Below are 15088 nucleotides of genomic sequence, written 5' to 3' on the forward strand. Positions count from 1 at the left end.
AGGCTGGCAACAATCAACGACGTGGCAGGAATTGCAGTGGATCTACAGGTTTACCTTGGCGGCGAATCTCAAAATGCAGCTTCACCCGGTCAGTTCCCGTTGACCCCATCTCGGCAATCGTCTGCCCTGCCTTGACCTGTTGCCCCTCCCGTACCAACAGCCTACGGTTGTGGCCGTAAGCACTGACGTAGGTATCGCTGTGTTTGATGATGACTAATTCGCCGTAGCCCCGCAACCCACTCCCGGCGTAGACAACTGACCCATCAGACGCAGCTAAAACAGGCTGTCCCAAATCCCCAGCGATATCAATGCCTTTATTCAAACTACCGTTTGAAGAAAATTTCCCGATCAAAACGCCATTAGACGGCCATGTCCAGCCCTTCGGAGAGGGCCCTGCAGGCCCCGTCGAGTCGCTCGCTGGAGGAGGAACAGCCGTGACAGGCTTGGAAATGACCGTGGTTTTGACCGAGCCGGAAGGACTGGTTGTCGTCGACGTCGTGGTCGATGCCACAGGTGGGCGAACCGCACCAGGTGCAGTTGCAACAGCTGACGATGTTGAATTTGAACGCCCGTCAAAGCGAATCGTCTGACCCGGACGAATCGTGTAGGGTTCAGGAATCTGATTACGCGCCGCCAGCGCCTTGTAATCCCAGCCGTAACGAAAGGCAATAGAAAAAAGCGTATCGCCCCGACGGACGACATATTGCCCGGTGGTCACAGTCGGGCGTTGAGGCGCGGCATTATTGTTACGGTCGACGACACGCACGCCACCGGAGGGAGAGCTGGAGCACCCGACCAAGAGGACACTGAGCGCAATGCCAATCACCAGCCGCTGAAAACTTGTTGAAAAACTACGCTGCCGAATGACTGTGCGACTCACCCGCCACTCCCTTTACTGGTGACTGAATTAAAGATGCCTATTGTGCCGTAATAACGGCTGGCAGCTACTGCTTAACTGCGCTGAATCCAATTGTGCGGTCAGGTTAGCCACTTCACAGGGTCATTCCCCGTTATTGGCTCTTGATGCCATGAGATAGACAGATGGCTTCAACCAGAATTCAGTGGGTTATTCTCTCAAGCCAGCGGACCATTTAATAATGGTACAAAACGTACAGCACCCAGCACATGACGAGAGAACCCGTTTTCCTCGCGCACGATCAGCATTAACTGCTGCACTTCGCCGGAACCCACCGGGATCACTAAACGCCCCCCAGGTGCAAGCTGATCAAGCAAAGCCTGCGGCACGTCGGTTGCCACTGCGGTCACGATAATCCCGTTATAGGGGGCAAGTGCCGGCCAGCCTTCCCAACCATCACCCCAGCGAAATACCACGTTGCGCAGGTTCAGCTCGACCAGACGCTCCTTGGCGCGATCCTGCAGAACCTTGATGCGCTCTACCGAAAAAACACGCTCAACCAGTTGAGCCAGTACAGCGGTCTGGTAACCGGAACCGGTACCGATCTCCAACACCTTGTCCAACGGGCCTGCCGCCAGCAGCAGCTCGCTCATGCGCGCGACCATGTAGGGCTGGGAAATCGTCTGGTTATGACCGATCGGCAGCGCGGTATCTTCATAGGCTCGATGAGCCAGGGCCTCATCGACAAACAGATGCCGCGGTGTCTTGCGAATGACTTCCAGCACTTGGGCGTTGGACAGCCCTTCATCGTAGAGACGTTGAATCAGACGCTCGCGAGTCCGCTGAGAAGTCATCCCGATTCCACGACGTAACAGATCATCTTGCTCGCGCGACATCAAAGAAGGCCCTCCAGCCATTTGTTCAGGCTAGCGAACCCGTCCTGGTAAGTACGATCAAGCTGCAAGGGGGTTACAGAAACGTACCCCTGCATCACTGCATGAAAATCCGTGCCGGCACCGCCGTCCTCTGCGTCACCGGCAGCTGCAATCCAGTAGCCGGCACGACCCCGTGGGTCGACGACTTTGATCGGCGCTGCAGCTCGTGCCCTATGACCAAGACGGGTCAATTGAATGCCCCGAATATGATCGAGGGGCAGATTGGGAATGTTTACGTTCAAGACGGTGCGCGGCGGCAAATCAAGCTGCTCATGAGCTTCCACCAACAGTCGCGCGTAATGCGCAGCAGTCGCCAGGTTATCCGGCTGACGTGACAGGAATGAGAAGGCAAATGAAGGCCTTTCCAGGAATCGTCCCTCAAGGGCTGCAGCCACAGTCCCGGAATACAGAACATCGTCCCCCAGGTTAGCGCCCAGATTAATACCCGACACGACCATGTCCGGTTGCACTTCCAGCAACCCGTTCAGGCCCAGATGTACACAGTCGGTTGGCGTACCGTTGACGCTGATGAAACCGTTCGCCAGAGCATGGGGATGCAAAGGCCGGTCGAGCGTCAGCGAGCTGCTGGCGCCGCTTTTGTCTTGGTCGGGGGCGATCACCACGCATTCGCTGTAATCGGCCAGCGCCGCATACAACGCAGCGAGACCGGGTGCGGCGACCCCATCATCGTTAGAAATCAGAATACGCATGAGCTGTCCGTCTGCCCAACCGGGGCCAGATCAACAAGTTCGCGCACCAGTACAGTGGCGAAGCATCCGGGCGGAAGGACGAATTCCAGTTGCAGAATGTCAGGCTCGGGATAATGCCACGTCAACCGGCCAATGGGCAGTCGCAGGATGCGTCGTTCGTGCTCCATTCCCGCTCTTGTGAGCCAGTCGCGCAATGCCGACTCGCGATTGGCCACGTCGTTTTCCAGTGTCGCCGTGGCTCCGGAGGCTGGCGATAGGCCTTCTCCCCATTGCGGGCCGGTCGGATGCAGATCGAGAATCGCCAGCCGAGGGTCATTGCATTCATCGACGCCCGCCGGAAAAAAACTGCGGCTGTCGGTGAATGCCAGCAAGTCACCGACCTGCGCCACCTGCCAGGAACCATCAGCAACACGCGCCGCCAGGACCTGATTGAAGAGGTAGCTACGGGCCGTCGATAACAGCCGGGAACGCACTGCACGTTGCTCCGGTAATGCCTGACGAGCAGCGTAATCACGCGCCTCACCCAGATTTCCGCCTTGGTAGCCAAAGCGCTGGGCACCGAAGTAATTAGGAATACCGGCCTTGGCAATTGCCTCAAGCCGCGCATTGAGCGCGTCTTTGTCGACGCTCAACTGGGTCAGGCGCAACGTGAAACCATTTGCAGCATGGGCGCCGCGCTGAAGCTTGCGCTTGTGGCGAGAGCTTTGAAGGATTTTCAGGGTTTCGTTTTCAGCCGAACTCAGATCAGGATCGGCCTTGCCCGGCAACTGGATGCTAAACCACTGACGAGTCAGCGCCTGCCGATCCTTCAGGCCCGCGTAGCTGACAGTCCTGAGCTGCACACCAGCGGCACGCGCCAGACGACGGGCGGCTTCTTCGGTGTTGAGGCCGCGTTTCTCGACCCATAACCATAAATGCTCGCCATCGCCGGAGAGCGGGATATCCAGCACTTCGTCGACCTGAAAATCCTCGGCAGTCGCCTTGAGCACCGCGCTACCCAGCGGCGGGCCATAAGCTTGCGGGCCCAGCAGTTCTGATTCGGTCATGCGGACAGCAACAGCGCAACGGCGTGAACGGCGATGCCTTCTTCACGGCCGGTGAAACCAAGCTTTTCAGTGGTGGTTGCCTTGACGTTCACTTGATCGAGCTCGACTTGAAGATCCTCGGCAATCAATGCGCGCATGGATTCGATATGAGGGGCCATTTTCGGTGCCTGAGCGACAATGGTTGCGTCCACATTGCCGACTTTCCAGCCCTTGCTCTGTACCAGAGTCAGGACGTGGCGCAGCAATGCGCGGCTGTCAGCACCTTTGAATTGCGGATCGGTGTCCGGAAAATGTTTACCGATATCACCCAGTGCAGCAGCGCCAAGCAGTGCATCGCTCAAAGCGTGCAGCAACACATCACCATCGGAGTGGGCGAGCAGGCCGAACCGGTGCGCAATGCGAACGCCACCCAAGGTGATGAAATCGCCTTCAGCGAAACGGTGCACATCGTAGCCATGGCCAATACGCATAAAAAAACGCCCTGAAAAAAGTCAGGGCGTGATTCTACCTACTTTGTCGACGCTTAGCTGTTCAACGCGTCGCCATGATGCCGAAGGTGATCTTCTATGAAGCTGGCGATGAAGAAATAGCTGTGGTCGTAACCCGGCTGCATGCGCAGTGTCAGAGGATGGCCTGCCGCCTTCGCCGCCTGAACCAGCGCCTCGGGCTTGAGCTGGTTGGCGAGGAAATCATCACGATCCCCCTGATCCACCAGGATCGGCAACTTCTCGCGTGCATCGGCAATCAGCACACTGGCATCCCATTCCCGCCAGCGTGAACGCTCTTCCCCCAGATAACGGGAAAAAGCTTTCTGACCCCAAGGGCAATCCATGGGATTAGTAATCGGCGAAAAAGCCGAAACGGATTTGTAGCGCCCCGGATTGCGCAAAGCGCAGACCAGCGCGCCGTGGCCGCCCATTGAGTGCCCGCTGATGCCACGTGCCTGCGAAGCCGGGAAATGCTCTTCGACCAAGGCAGGAAGCTCGTTGACCACGTAATCGTGCATGCGGTAATGCTTGGCCCAAGGCTCCTGGGTCGCATTGAGATAGAATCCGGCACCGAGGCCAAAATCCCACGCACCGTCGGGATCGCCCGCGACATCAGAGCCACGCGGGCTTGTGTCGGGCGCAACGATAATCAAACCCAACTCTGCCGCAACACGTTGAGCCGCAGCCTTCTGCATGAAGTTTTCATCAGTGCAGGTCAGGCCCGAGAGCCAGTACAGCACTGGTAACTTAACGCCCTGCTCTGCCTGTGGCGGCAGGTAAACGGCAAACACCATGTCGCAACCAAGCACTTCGGAATGATGCTTGTAACGTTTGTGCCAGCCGCCAAAGCTTTTCTGGCAGGAAATGTTTTCAAGAGCCATGGGTCGTAGCCTCCCAGCAGCAAGCTACAAGTTACAAGGTACAAGAAAGGCTCTGAACGCCGTCTTGCAGCTTATGGCTTGCAGCTTGAAGCTGCTTCTCAAAAATGAATGACTGTGCGGATGCTTTTGCCTTCGTGCATCAGGTCGAACGCCTTGTTGATGTCTTCAAGACCCATGGTGTGGGTGATGAAGGTATCCAGAGGGATTTCGCCGGTCTGAGACTTCTCGACGTAGCTTGGCAACTCGGTACGACCACGAACGCCGCCAAATGCCGAACCGCGCCAGACGCGACCGGTCACCAACTGAAACGGACGGGTTGCGATTTCCTGACCCGATGGGGCAACACCGATAATCACCGACTCGCCCCAACCTTTGTGGCAGCACTCGAGCGCGGCACGCATCAGGTTGACGTTGCCGATACATTCGAAGCTGTAATCGACACCACCGTCAGTCAATTCAACGATTACATCCTGAATCGGCTTTTCGTGATCTTTGGGATTGATGAAGTCAGTCGCCCCTAGCTCACGGGCCACATCGAACTTCGCAGGGTTGATGTCGATTGCAATGATGCGCGAGGCCTTGGCCATTTTTGCGCCAATGATTGCAGCCAGACCGATACCACCCAGACCGAAGATAGCGACAGTCGCACCCTCCTCGACTTTAGCGGTATTAAGCACAGCACCGATGCCGGTGGTAACGCCACAGCCCAACAGACAGACTTTTTCCAGCGGGGCTTCTTTAGGGATTTTTGCCAGGGAAATCTCCGGCACCACGGTGTACTCGGAGAACGTCGAGCAGCCCATGTAGTGATAAACCGGCTCGCCGTTGTAGCTGAAACGGGTGGTGCCGTCTGGCATCAACCCCTTGCCCTGCGTGGCACGCACTTTCTGACAGAGGTTGGTTTTACCCGACAGGCAGAACTTGCACTCGCGGCATTCAGCGGTGTACAGCGGGATCACATGATCGCCCACTGCCAAGGACGTAACGCCTTCACCAATGGCTTCAACTACACCACCACCTTCGTGACCCAGAATGCATGGGAAAACGCCTTCGGAGTCGGCGCCGGACAAGGTGTAGGCGTCGGTGTGGCAAACGCCGGAGGCGACTGTGCGGATCAATACCTCACCGGCTTTTGGTGCTTCAACGTCGACCTCAAGGATTTGCAGCGGTTGGTTGGGGGCAAAGGCAACAGCAGCGCGTGACTTGATCATCAATCTTTCTCCAACGAAGTTAAAACGATGGATGCAGTGTAAAGCAGTGCCGATTGGTTAATAATCCAGTCAAAAGCAAAACATTATTGCTGAGCAGGGATAATCAATGTACACCAATCGCTGGGAAGGCCTAGATGAATTCGTCGCGGTGGCAGAGTGTGGCCAGTTCACAGCGGCAGCCGAACGAATGGGCGTTTCGTCATCGCACATCAGCCGACAAATCGCTCGCCTCGAAGAACGCTTGCAGACACGCCTGCTGTATCGCAGCACTCGGCGAGTAGCCCTGACAGAAGCGGGTCAGACGTTTCTCCACCATTGCCAGCGTTTGCAGGATGGGCGCGAGGAAGCCCTGCGTGCCGTCGGCGATTTAACCAGCGAGCCCAAAGGCCTGTTACGCATGACCTGTGCAGTGGCTTACGGCGAACGGTTCATCACCCCTCTGGTCACACGCTTCATGGATCTGTATCCGCAGATCCGGGTTGAGATCCAGTTGAACAATGACACGCTGGACATGGTGCATGAGGGGCTGGATCTGGCGATCAGGCTGGGCCGGTTGCAGGATTCCCGTCTGGTCGCAACCCGCCTCGCGCCGCGCCGGATGTACTTGTGCGCATCGCCGTCCTATCTGGAGCGATATGGCCGTCCCCACAGCCTCTCGGAGCTGAGCCGACATAATTGTCTGATCGGCAGCAGTGACACCTGGTTACTTCAACAAAACGGACGGGAGTTTTCCCAGCGCGTTCAGGGTAACTGGCGTTGCAACAGCGGGCAGGCGGTGCTGGATGCTGCATTGCATGGCGTGGGGCTATGTCAGCTGCCGGATTATTACGTGTTAAGCCATCTGAACAGTGGCGCGCTGGTTTCCCTGCTGGAAGCTCATCAACCGCCGAATACAGCAGTCTGGGCGCTATACCCTCAACAACGACACCTTTCGCCAAAAGTGCGCAAGCTGGTGGATTATCTGAAGGAGGGGTTGGCGATGCGGGATGAGTATCGGTAGGTAGCACAGTTAATACCAACCCTGTAGCTCACGAGCAACGCGAGGCAGCGATAGCGGTGTGTCTGATATGCCGCTATCGCTGCCTCGCGGTGCTTGTGAGTTCCTACAGATTTTTCAAAGGTGTCAGCTCAGCGATTGAACTCGCTACGCCGCTGCCGCAACCATTCAAGATCCTCAGGGCGAGTGACCTTGATATTGTCTGAGCGCCCTTCGATCAATCTGGGCGACTGCCCCGCCCATTCGATCGCAGAAGCTTCATCGGTAATGGCAACGTCGGAAACCAGGCCGTCGGCCAGCGCTCGATGCAACGCACCCAAGCGGAACATCTGCGGGGTATACGCTTGCCAAATCAGGCTGCGGTCTACCGTTTCGGTGACCCGGCCATCAGCCCCTGCACGCTTGAGCGTATCGCGAGCGGGAACCGCCAAGAGCCCGCCGACCGGATCATCGGCCAGCTCACTCAGCAGGTTATCCAGGTCCGAACGCGCCAGATTAGGCCGCGCAGCGTCGTGGACCAGTACCCAGTCTTCATCACCGGCACCCTGCGCATGCAAATGCAGCAACGCATTCAGTACCGAATCTGCACGCTCCTTACCACCCGCAACCCGCGTGATGCGCGAATCCAGCGCACAAGGCAGGGCCGGCCAGTAAGGGTCATCCACAGCAAGACTGATCACCAGTCCCTTTAGACGGGGGTGATCGAGAAAGCAAAGCAGGCTGTGTTCAAGAATTGTCAGGCCGCCCAGTTGCAGATACTGCTTGGGACGATCTGCGGCCATACGGGACCCAACTCCCGCGGCAGGAATAACTGCCCAGAAGGCTGGGAGGATGCTCTTGTTCATAGGGTCAGTTTCATTGCGCCAACTGATAGAGCGTCTCGCCGTCCTTGACCATGCCCAGTTCATGACGGGCACGCTCTTCTACGGTCTCCATACCTTTTTTCAATTCAAGCACTTCAGCATCCATGACCCGATTACGCTCAAGCAGCGCTTCGTTCTCGGCATGCTGATCAGCGATCTGCTGATTAAGGCTCGCCACTTGCGCCAGACTCCCGTTACCAACCCACAGCCGATATTGCAGGCCCGCGAGTAACAGGATCAGGACGAGAAACAACCAGTTAGGACTGCGCATTGAATATCAGGTACCCAGTAAAAAAGACAGCAGAGCCGACAACATGAAGCCAACAATACAACAGGGGACTGAGGGCATAGAGCCTGGCGGGGCCAGGCTCTATAGCGGTGCAAGCCGCATCAATGCTGATCAATCATCCGGGAAAGCAGGCGATTGTCACAGCACCGGCTGTCTTTTTACCATCTCGGTGTCAGCCGCGAAACTCGCCGCGACCACGGTATACCGCCTTGGCACCCAGTTGCTCTTCGATACGCAGCAGCTGGTTGTACTTGGAGATACGATCCGAACGGCTCAACGAACCGGTTTTGATCTGACCCGCCGAAGTACCCACTGCCAGATCGGCAATGGTGGAATCCTCGGTTTCGCCTGAGCGATGCGAGATAACCGCAGTGTAACCGGCGGCCTTGGCCATCTGGATGGCTTCCAGAGTTTCGGTCAGGGTGCCGATCTGATTGAACTTAATCAGAATCGAGTTACCGATTTTCTTCTCGATACCTTCCTTGAGGATCTTGGTGTTGGTCACGAACAGATCGTCACCGACAAGTTGCACCTTGTCACCGATCTTGTCGGTGAGGATCTTCCAGCCATCCCAGTCGGACTCGTCAAGACCATCTTCGATGGAGATGATCGGGTGCTTGCTGACCAGATCAGCCAGGTAGTCAGCGAAACCGGCGGAGTCATACTCGCCTTCTTCACTCAACACATACTTGCCGTTCTTGTAGAACTCGCTCGCTGCACAGTCCAGTGCCAGGGTCACATCGGTACCCAGCTTGTAGCCTGCATTGGCAACCGCTTCGGCGATGGCGTCCAGTGCATCGGCATTGGAGTTGAGGTCCGGTGCGAAACCACCTTCGTCACCTACAGCAGTGTTCAGGCCACGAGCCTTCAGCACAGCTTTGAGGTGATGGAAAATCTCGGTGCCCCAGCGCAGGCCTTCGGAGAAGGTCTTCGCGCCGACAGGCTGAATCATGAATTCCTGGATGTCGATGTTGTTATCGGCATGCTCACCACCGTTGATGATGTTCATCATCGGAACCGGCATCGAGTAAACACCCGGCGTACCGTTCAGGTTGGCGATATGCGCATACAACGGCAGGTCCTGATCCTGAGCAGCAGCCTTGGCTGCAGCCAGAGATACGGCGAGGATCGCGTTGGCACCCAGGCTTGCTTTGTTTTCAGTCCCGTCCAGAGCAATCATGGCGCGGTCCAGCGCTTGCTGGTCGACAGGATCCTTGCCTAGCAACAGGTCACGAATCGGACCGTTGATGTTGGCTACAGCCTTGAGAACGCCCTTGCCCAGGTAACGGCTCTTGTCGCCATCACGCAGCTCCAGCGCCTCGCGCGAGCCGGTTGAAGCACCGGACGGTGCGCATGCGCTACCGATGATGCCGTTGTCGAGGAGCACATCTGCTTCCACGGTGGGATTGCCACGGGAGTCGAGAACTTCACGACCTTTGATGTCGACGATTTTTGCCATTGTTGTAAACACTCCAAGATTGACGAAAACGACGCAGCTGGGAAATGCTTGCCGCTCCAGGACTCAATACAGGGCAGACCTTAGAGCGACAAACCCCGACCTGAGGTCGGGGGATGAAAACGTGCGGCACTTTACCGGAGGGCAACCCTGCGGAGAAGCAGCTTTAAGCGGTTTCTACTGCCGGGAAGCTTTTGACCAACTCATCCAGAGCCTTGAGCTGAGCCAGGAACGGCTCCAGCTTGTCCAGACGCAAGGCGCAAGGGCCGTCGCATTTGGCATTGTCAGGATCAGGATGAGCCTCAAGGAACAATCCAGCGAGGTTTTGACTCATGCCGGCCTTCGCCAGTTCCAATACCTGCGCACGACGACCACCAGCAGAATCCGAACGACCACCTGGCATTTGCAAGGCATGCGTCACATCGAAAAATACCGGGTAGTTGAACTGCTTCATGATGCCAAAGCCGAGCATGTCCACCACCAGATTGTTGTAGCCAAAGCTGGTGCCGCGCTCGCAGAGGATCAACTGATCGTTACCCGCTTCTTCGCATTTGCTCAGGATGTGTTTCATTTCCTGAGGCGCGAGGAACTGGGCTTTCTTGATGTTGATCACAGCACCGGTGCGGGCCATGGCAACGACAAGATCGGTCTGACGCGACAGGAAAGCCGGCAGCTGGATGATATCGCAGACTTCAGCGACAACTTTGGCCTGCTCTGGCTCATGCACGTCCGTGATCAACGGCACATTGAAGGTCTTTTTGACTTCTTCAAAGATCCGCATGCCCTCTTCCAGGCCTGGACCACGGTAAGAATGCATGGAAGAACGGTTGGCTTTATCGAAGCTGGCCTTGAATACGTAAGGGATACCAAACTTTTCGGTAACCCGTACGTACTCTTCGCAGATCTGCATGGCCATGTCCCGGGACTCGAGTACGTTCATGCCACCGAAAAGCACCATTGGCTTGTCATTGGCAATTTCGATCGAGCCGACGCGGATAGTTTTCTGAGCCATGTTCTGGATTTCCCGAATCAAGAATTTTTCTTGTGCTGAGTCAGTGCTGCCTTGACGAAGCCACTGAACAGCGGATGGCCATCGCGAGGTGTCGAGGTGAACTCAGGGTGGAACTGGCAAGCCACAAACCATGGATGATCAGGTGCTTCAACCACTTCAACCAGCGCGCCGTCACCGGAGCGACCCGATACTTTCAGGCCTGCTTCGAGCAACTGAGGCAGGAGGTTGTTGTTTACTTCGTAGCGATGACGATGACGCTCGACGATTACGTCGCTGGCGTAGCAGTCGTGTACCAGCGAACCAGGCTCAAGCTGGCACTCTTGCGCACCCAGACGCATGGTGCCGCCCAGATCCGAGCTTTCAGTACGGGTTTCAACAGCGCCGGTAGCGTCCGCCCACTCGGTGATCAGACCAACAACAGCGTGTGCGCCGTTGCGATCGAATTCGGTGGAGTTGGCGTCTTTCCAGCCCAGCACGTTACGAGCGTACTCGATGACTGCCACTTGCATGCCCAGGCAGATACCCAGGTAAGGAACCTTGTTCTCGCGAGCGAACTGAACAGCAGTGATCTTGCCTTCAACACCGCGTAGACCGAAGCCACCCGGGACCAGGATCGCATCAACGCCTTCCAGCAGCGCTGTGCCTTGATTCTCGATGTCTTCGGAGTCGATGTAGCGCAGGTTGACCTTGGTACGGTTGGTGATGCCAGCGTGACTCATCGCTTCGATCAGCGACTTGTAAGCGTCCAGCAACTCCATGTATTTACCGACCATGGCGATGGTGACTTCATGCTCAGGGTTGAGCTTGGCGTCTACCACAGCGTCCCACTCGGACAGGTCTGCGCTGTTGCATTGCAGGCCAAAGCGCTCGACGACGAAATCGTCAAGCCCCTGAGAGTGCAGGATGCCCGGAATCTTGTAGATGGTATCGGCGTCTTCCAGCGCGATAACGGCGCGCTCTTCCACGTTCGTGAACTGAGCGATCTTGCGACGCGAGGAGATGTCGATCGGGTGATCTGAGCGGCATACCAGAACGTCAGGCTGCAGACCGATGGAACGCAACTCCTTCACCGAATGCTGAGTCGGCTTGGTTTTGGTTTCGCCAGCGGTCGCGATGTAAGGAACCAGCGTCAGGTGCATCAGCATGGCGCGCTTGGCGCCCACTTCGAAACGTAACTGACGGATCGCTTCCAGGAACGGTTGCGATTCGATGTCACCCACAGTCCCGCCAATCTCGACCAGAGCGACGTCAGCATCGCCTGCGCCCTTGATGATCCGGCGTTTGATTTCGTCGGTGATGTGAGGAATGACCTGAATGGTCGCGCCCAGATAATCACCACGGCGCTCTTTGCGCAGGACGTGTTCGTACACACGGCCAGTGGTGAAGTTGTTGTTCTGGGTCATGGTCGTGCGGATGAACCGCTCGTAGTGGCCAAGGTCCAGGTCGGTTTCGGCGCCGTCATGGGTGACGAACACTTCACCGTGCTGGAACGGGCTCATGGTACCCGGATCGACGTTGATATAGGGGTCAAGCTTGAGCATGGTGACCTTAAGTCCCCGCGCCTCCAGGATGGCCGCCAATGAAGCCGAGGCAATGCCTTTCCCCAATGAAGAAACAACACCGCCCGTGACGAAGATGTAGCGCGTCATGAAAAACCCTAGAAGTCTGCGTTAAAGCGGTCAGAGCCGCCGGGGAAAGCGAAGGAAGGCCGAAGCCCCCGATTACCGACAAAATTCACGGTGAACTCCCGAACTGCTGCGTTGAAACGGACTGACTGAAGAAGCCTGTCAATTGCGCGCCACATGTTAAGAATCATCCAGCAAAGACTGGTTGGTAACCGGCAACTCATGTCGATCCAAAAGGATCCACAGAAGCTGTATCAAGAAGGGAGCGTAGTCTACCGGAATTGGGCTTTCAGCTCAAACTTTGGTCATTCGTCGGCGGCACCCAGTGCAACAACCCGCTTTCGGGGCCGCAAACATTGAGCGCGGGCAGGTTAGCCACCGCCAGAAACTCACCGTTGCGGTACAGCAGCGGCAATCGGCCGCGGACGAATAGCGGTATTTCATTCTCATTGAGCAGACGCTTGAGGTCGCGATGTCCGCGTCCAGGCAGGCTGAGAACTTCTCCTCCCTGGCGATAACGCACCTCCAGCAGTCCAGAAGGAGTTTCACCTCCAATGAAAAGCTGACCATTACAGGGCAGTTCCAGCACTCGCCGCGCATCCACCCAGGGCTGAGCAGGCTGCGTCAGCGGCTGCAACCAGTTGTCGGAAAGCCACCAGATGCGCCCCTGATCACGATGCAACTCGCCATCAGCCAAGCGCCATACAGGGCGCCCGCCCTGCCCTGCGTCTCTCAGCGTTTCCCAGCCAACCCAATGATCGCTATCCGGCAGGCGAGTCAGTGCTGCCAGCCAGTGGCGCAGCGCATTGCGTTGCCGCGCGGGCGATAGATCCATCAGTGGAGACAAGGCCAGCGAGGGGAGCTTGAGCCAGTCAAATACATTTGAGGATTCGGCAGGTGCCAGATCAGCCTGCGCCAATTCCTCCAGCAGTTGTTGCGCTTCACTCAGATGAGCCGCGGTGCGTGCCATGCTCGCGGTTGCCTGCGGCCAGCGAGACTTCAATACGGGCAGCGCCTTGTTGCGCAAATAATTACGCGAATAGTGAGAGTCCCGGTTGCTAGGGTCCTCCACCCAGCGCAAGCGATGCTCGAGGGTGTAGGCCTCAAGCTCTTCCCGGGAAATACTCAATAAAGGCCTGACTAAATGCCCTTGCCCCAGGCTGCGGCTGGCCGGCATTCCCGCCAGCCCCCGCACCCCGGCACCTCGCAACAAGCGGAACAGTAAGGTTTCAGCCTGATCGTCCTGATGCTGACCGGTCAGCAGCACCTCATCTTCAGCAAGGCAATCACTGAGCGCGGCATAACGCGCATCACGCGCTGCCTGCTCAAGACTGGCGCCAGGCTCCACCCGCACACTGATCACTTGCAAAGGAACGCTCAGCGCGTTGCAAACCTGCTGGCAATGCAGCGGCCAGGCGTCAGCTACAGCCTGCAGGCCGTGGTGAACATGGATAGCGTTTAACGGCGGGAGATTTTCGCGTTTTGCGATTTCGGTCAGAAGGTACAACAACACAGTGGAATCAAGGCCACCGGAGAAACCGATGTGCCAGGCTGGCGCGTTACGCCAAGGGGCCAAGACCTTGAGGAGTCTGGCGGGGAGATCATGACCGGAGGATGTAAGTGTGGTCATAGATTTCTGTCGCTCGGAGCATTGATGCAGGAGCTGCCAAAGGCTGCGATGGCGGCATGCCCGGGACTGCGCAATTCGCAACCTTCGGCAGCTCCTACAAGATCAAAGGCTCTGAATCAGAGGCCGTAGCTCATCAAGCGCTCATAACGACGAGCCAGCAGCGCATCGTTGTCGAACTTCTTGAGCATCGCCAACTGGCTGCTCAATTCCTGACGGATTTCCAGCGCAGCGGCGGCCGGGTCGCGATGTGCGCCGCCCAGAGGCTCGGCGATGACCTTATCAACAATACCCAGACCTTTCAGACGATCCGCCGTGATGCCCATGGCTTCAGCAGCATCAGGTGCTTTTTCCGCGGTTTTCCACAGAATCGATGCGCAGCCTTCCGGCGAGATCACCGCGTAGGTGGAGTACTGCAGCATGTTCAACTGATCGCAGACACCGATAGCCAATGCGCCGCCAGAGCCGCCTTCACCAATAACAGTGGCGATGATTGGCGTTTTCAGGCGCGCCATGACGCGCAGGTTCCAGGCGATCGCTTCGCTCTGGTTACGCTCTTCAGCGTCGATACCTGGGTATGCGCCCGGCGTGTCGATGAAGGTCAGGATCGGCATTTTGAAACGCTCGGCCATTTCCATCAGACGACAGGCTTTGCGATAACCCTCGGGACGTGGCATGCCGAAGTTACGACGAACCTTCTCACGCACTTCACGGCCTTTCTGATGACCGATCACCATAACCGGCTGACCTTCCAGACGGGCAATACCGCCGACGATTGCAGCGTCGTCGGAGAAGTGACGGTCGCCGTGCAGCTCATCGAACTCGGTGAAGATGTGCTGAATGTAGTCCAGGGTATACGGACGACGCGGGTGACGCGCCATGCGTGCAATCTGCCAACTCGTCAGGTTGCCGAAAATGCTTTCGGTCAGCGTGTTGCTCTTGTCTTGCAGTCGCGAGATTTCGTCGCCGATGTTCAGCGAGTTGTCATTACCCACCAAGCGCAATTCTTCAATCTTGGCTTGCAGGTCAGCGATCGGCTGTTCGAAATCAAGAAAATTCGGGTTCATAGGCATCCGTCTTGGGTCGACGGCC

Annotated in this window: 15 protein-coding genes; 1 reads left to right on the forward strand and 14 read right to left on the reverse strand. The window is 57.0% G+C overall.

Translation table 11 applies throughout. From position 1 onward, the window contains the following. Positions 1-13: 13 nt before the first annotated feature. The 7 genes from ABRP31_RS20260 to ABRP31_RS20290 all read right to left on the reverse strand — a co-directional run bounded on the left by ABRP31_RS20260 (position 14) and on the right by ABRP31_RS20290 (position 6127). Positions 14-880 (reverse strand): peptidoglycan DD-metalloendopeptidase family protein, encoded by an 867-nt coding sequence (locus ABRP31_RS20260; RefSeq protein WP_349970274.1) that lies wholly within the window; start codon positions 878-880, stop codon positions 14-16. Positions 881-1074: 194 nt separating this feature from the next. Next, the gene (locus ABRP31_RS20265) at positions 1075-1710 is read right to left on the reverse strand and encodes a protein-L-isoaspartate(D-aspartate) O-methyltransferase (protein WP_176469811.1); all 636 of its coding nucleotides are present in this window, start codon (positions 1708-1710) and stop codon (positions 1075-1077) included. A gap of 41 nt (positions 1711-1751) precedes the next feature. Beyond that, positions 1752-2501: a 5'/3'-nucleotidase SurE gene (surE, locus tag ABRP31_RS20270; RefSeq protein ID WP_087273948.1), complete on the reverse strand. Its 750-nt coding sequence runs from the start codon at positions 2499-2501 to the stop codon at positions 1752-1754. Continuing rightward, a complete protein-coding gene (gene truD, locus ABRP31_RS20275) occupies positions 2489-3547 on the reverse strand; it encodes a tRNA pseudouridine(13) synthase TruD (protein ID WP_087273947.1) in 1059 nt (352 codons plus the stop codon). Before truD ends, surE begins: the two co-directional genes overlap by 13 nt. Next, complete coding sequence (gene ispF / locus ABRP31_RS20280; protein ID WP_087273945.1) at positions 3544-4017, reverse strand: 2-C-methyl-D-erythritol 2,4-cyclodiphosphate synthase; 474 nt, start codon at positions 4015-4017, stop codon at positions 3544-3546. Before ispF ends, truD begins: the two co-directional genes overlap by 4 nt. A gap of 53 nt (positions 4018-4070) precedes the next feature. Then, complete coding sequence (gene fghA, locus ABRP31_RS20285; protein ID WP_349970276.1) at positions 4071-4916, reverse strand: S-formylglutathione hydrolase; 846 nt, start codon at positions 4914-4916, stop codon at positions 4071-4073. Positions 4917-5014: 98 nt separating this feature from the next. After that, positions 5015-6127 (reverse strand): S-(hydroxymethyl)glutathione dehydrogenase/class III alcohol dehydrogenase, encoded by a 1113-nt coding sequence (locus ABRP31_RS20290; RefSeq protein ID WP_349970278.1) that lies wholly within the window; start codon positions 6125-6127, stop codon positions 5015-5017. Between the two features lie 106 nt (positions 6128-6233). Between ABRP31_RS20290 and ABRP31_RS20295 the strand changes: the two genes are divergently transcribed. Beyond that, complete coding sequence (locus ABRP31_RS20295) at positions 6234-7127, forward strand: LysR substrate-binding domain-containing protein (RefSeq protein ID WP_349970280.1); 894 nt, start codon at positions 6234-6236, stop codon at positions 7125-7127. 128 nt (positions 7128-7255) lie between these two features. Here the strand turns inward: ABRP31_RS20295 and ispD are convergent, their stop codons facing one another. The 7 genes from ispD to ABRP31_RS20330 all read right to left on the reverse strand — a co-directional run bounded on the left by ispD (position 7256) and on the right by ABRP31_RS20330 (position 15063). Then, positions 7256-7969, reverse strand: coding sequence for a 2-C-methyl-D-erythritol 4-phosphate cytidylyltransferase (gene ispD / locus ABRP31_RS20300; RefSeq protein ID WP_349970281.1), 714 nt, complete (start codon positions 7967-7969; stop codon positions 7256-7258). Between the two features lie 10 nt (positions 7970-7979). After that, positions 7980-8258, reverse strand: coding sequence for a cell division protein FtsB (gene ftsB, locus ABRP31_RS20305; protein ID WP_087273934.1), 279 nt, complete (start codon positions 8256-8258; stop codon positions 7980-7982). A gap of 190 nt (positions 8259-8448) precedes the next feature. Continuing rightward, positions 8449-9735, reverse strand: a complete 1287-nt coding sequence (gene eno, locus ABRP31_RS20310; protein WP_087273932.1) for a phosphopyruvate hydratase — start codon at positions 9733-9735, stop codon at positions 8449-8451. Positions 9736-9898: 163 nt separating this feature from the next. Continuing rightward, positions 9899-10744, reverse strand: coding sequence for a 3-deoxy-8-phosphooctulonate synthase (kdsA, locus tag ABRP31_RS20315; protein ID WP_349970284.1), 846 nt, complete (start codon positions 10742-10744; stop codon positions 9899-9901). 17 nt (positions 10745-10761) lie between these two features. Next, positions 10762-12393, reverse strand: coding sequence for a CTP synthase (locus ABRP31_RS20320; protein ID WP_095093583.1), 1632 nt, complete (start codon positions 12391-12393; stop codon positions 10762-10764). 265 nt (positions 12394-12658) lie between these two features. After that, positions 12659-13999 carry a tRNA lysidine(34) synthetase TilS gene (gene tilS, locus ABRP31_RS20325; protein WP_349970286.1) on the reverse strand — a complete coding sequence of 447 codons (1341 nt, stop codon included), beginning with the start codon at positions 13997-13999 and terminating at the stop codon, positions 12659-12661. A 116-nt stretch (positions 14000-14115) separates the two neighbouring features. Further along, entirely contained in the window at positions 14116-15063 is a 948-nt protein-coding gene (locus tag ABRP31_RS20330) for an acetyl-CoA carboxylase carboxyltransferase subunit alpha (protein ID WP_087273926.1), read from the reverse strand. Positions 15064-15088 lie beyond the last annotated feature (25 nt).

It is taken from the genome of Pseudomonas caspiana (assembly GCF_040224095.2).
In the GTDB taxonomy this organism is placed as follows: Bacteria; Pseudomonadota; Gammaproteobacteria; order Pseudomonadales; family Pseudomonadaceae; genus Aquipseudomonas; species Aquipseudomonas caspiana.

Excerpts from the sequence above, each read along its gene's own strand:
- ABRP31_RS20265 (WP_176469811.1), bottom strand. The coding sequence starts at position 1,710 with ATGACTTCTCAGCGGACTCGCGAGCGTCTGATTCAACGTCTCTACGAT.
- surE (WP_087273948.1), bottom strand. The coding sequence starts at position 2,501 with ATGCGTATTCTGATTTCTAACGATGATGGGGTCGCCGCACCCGGTCTC.
- truD (WP_087273947.1), bottom strand. The coding sequence starts at position 3,547 with ATGACCGAATCAGAACTGCTGGGCCCGCAAGCTTATGGCCCGCCGCTG.
- ispF (WP_087273945.1), bottom strand. The coding sequence starts at position 4,017 with ATGCGTATTGGCCATGGCTACGATGTGCACCGTTTCGCTGAAGGCGAT.
- fghA (WP_349970276.1), bottom strand. The coding sequence starts at position 4,916 with ATGGCTCTTGAAAACATTTCCTGCCAGAAAAGCTTTGGCGGCTGGCAC.
- ABRP31_RS20290 (WP_349970278.1), bottom strand. The coding sequence starts at position 6,127 with ATGATCAAGTCACGCGCTGCTGTTGCCTTTGCCCCCAACCAACCGCTG.
- ABRP31_RS20295 (WP_349970280.1), top strand. The coding sequence starts at position 6,234 with ATGTACACCAATCGCTGGGAAGGCCTAGATGAATTCGTCGCGGTGGCA.
- ispD (WP_349970281.1), bottom strand. The coding sequence starts at position 7,969 with ATGAACAAGAGCATCCTCCCAGCCTTCTGGGCAGTTATTCCTGCCGCG.
- ftsB (WP_087273934.1), bottom strand. The coding sequence starts at position 8,258 with ATGCGCAGTCCTAACTGGTTGTTTCTCGTCCTGATCCTGTTACTCGCG.
- eno (WP_087273932.1), bottom strand. The coding sequence starts at position 9,735 with ATGGCAAAAATCGTCGACATCAAAGGTCGTGAAGTTCTCGACTCCCGT.
- kdsA (WP_349970284.1), bottom strand. The coding sequence starts at position 10,744 with ATGGCTCAGAAAACTATCCGCGTCGGCTCGATCGAAATTGCCAATGAC.
- ABRP31_RS20320 (WP_095093583.1), bottom strand. The coding sequence starts at position 12,393 with ATGACGCGCTACATCTTCGTCACGGGCGGTGTTGTTTCTTCATTGGGG.
- tilS (WP_349970286.1), bottom strand. The coding sequence starts at position 13,999 with ATGACCACACTTACATCCTCCGGTCATGATCTCCCCGCCAGACTCCTC.
- ABRP31_RS20330 (WP_087273926.1), bottom strand. The coding sequence starts at position 15,063 with ATGAACCCGAATTTTCTTGATTTCGAACAGCCGATCGCTGACCTGCAA.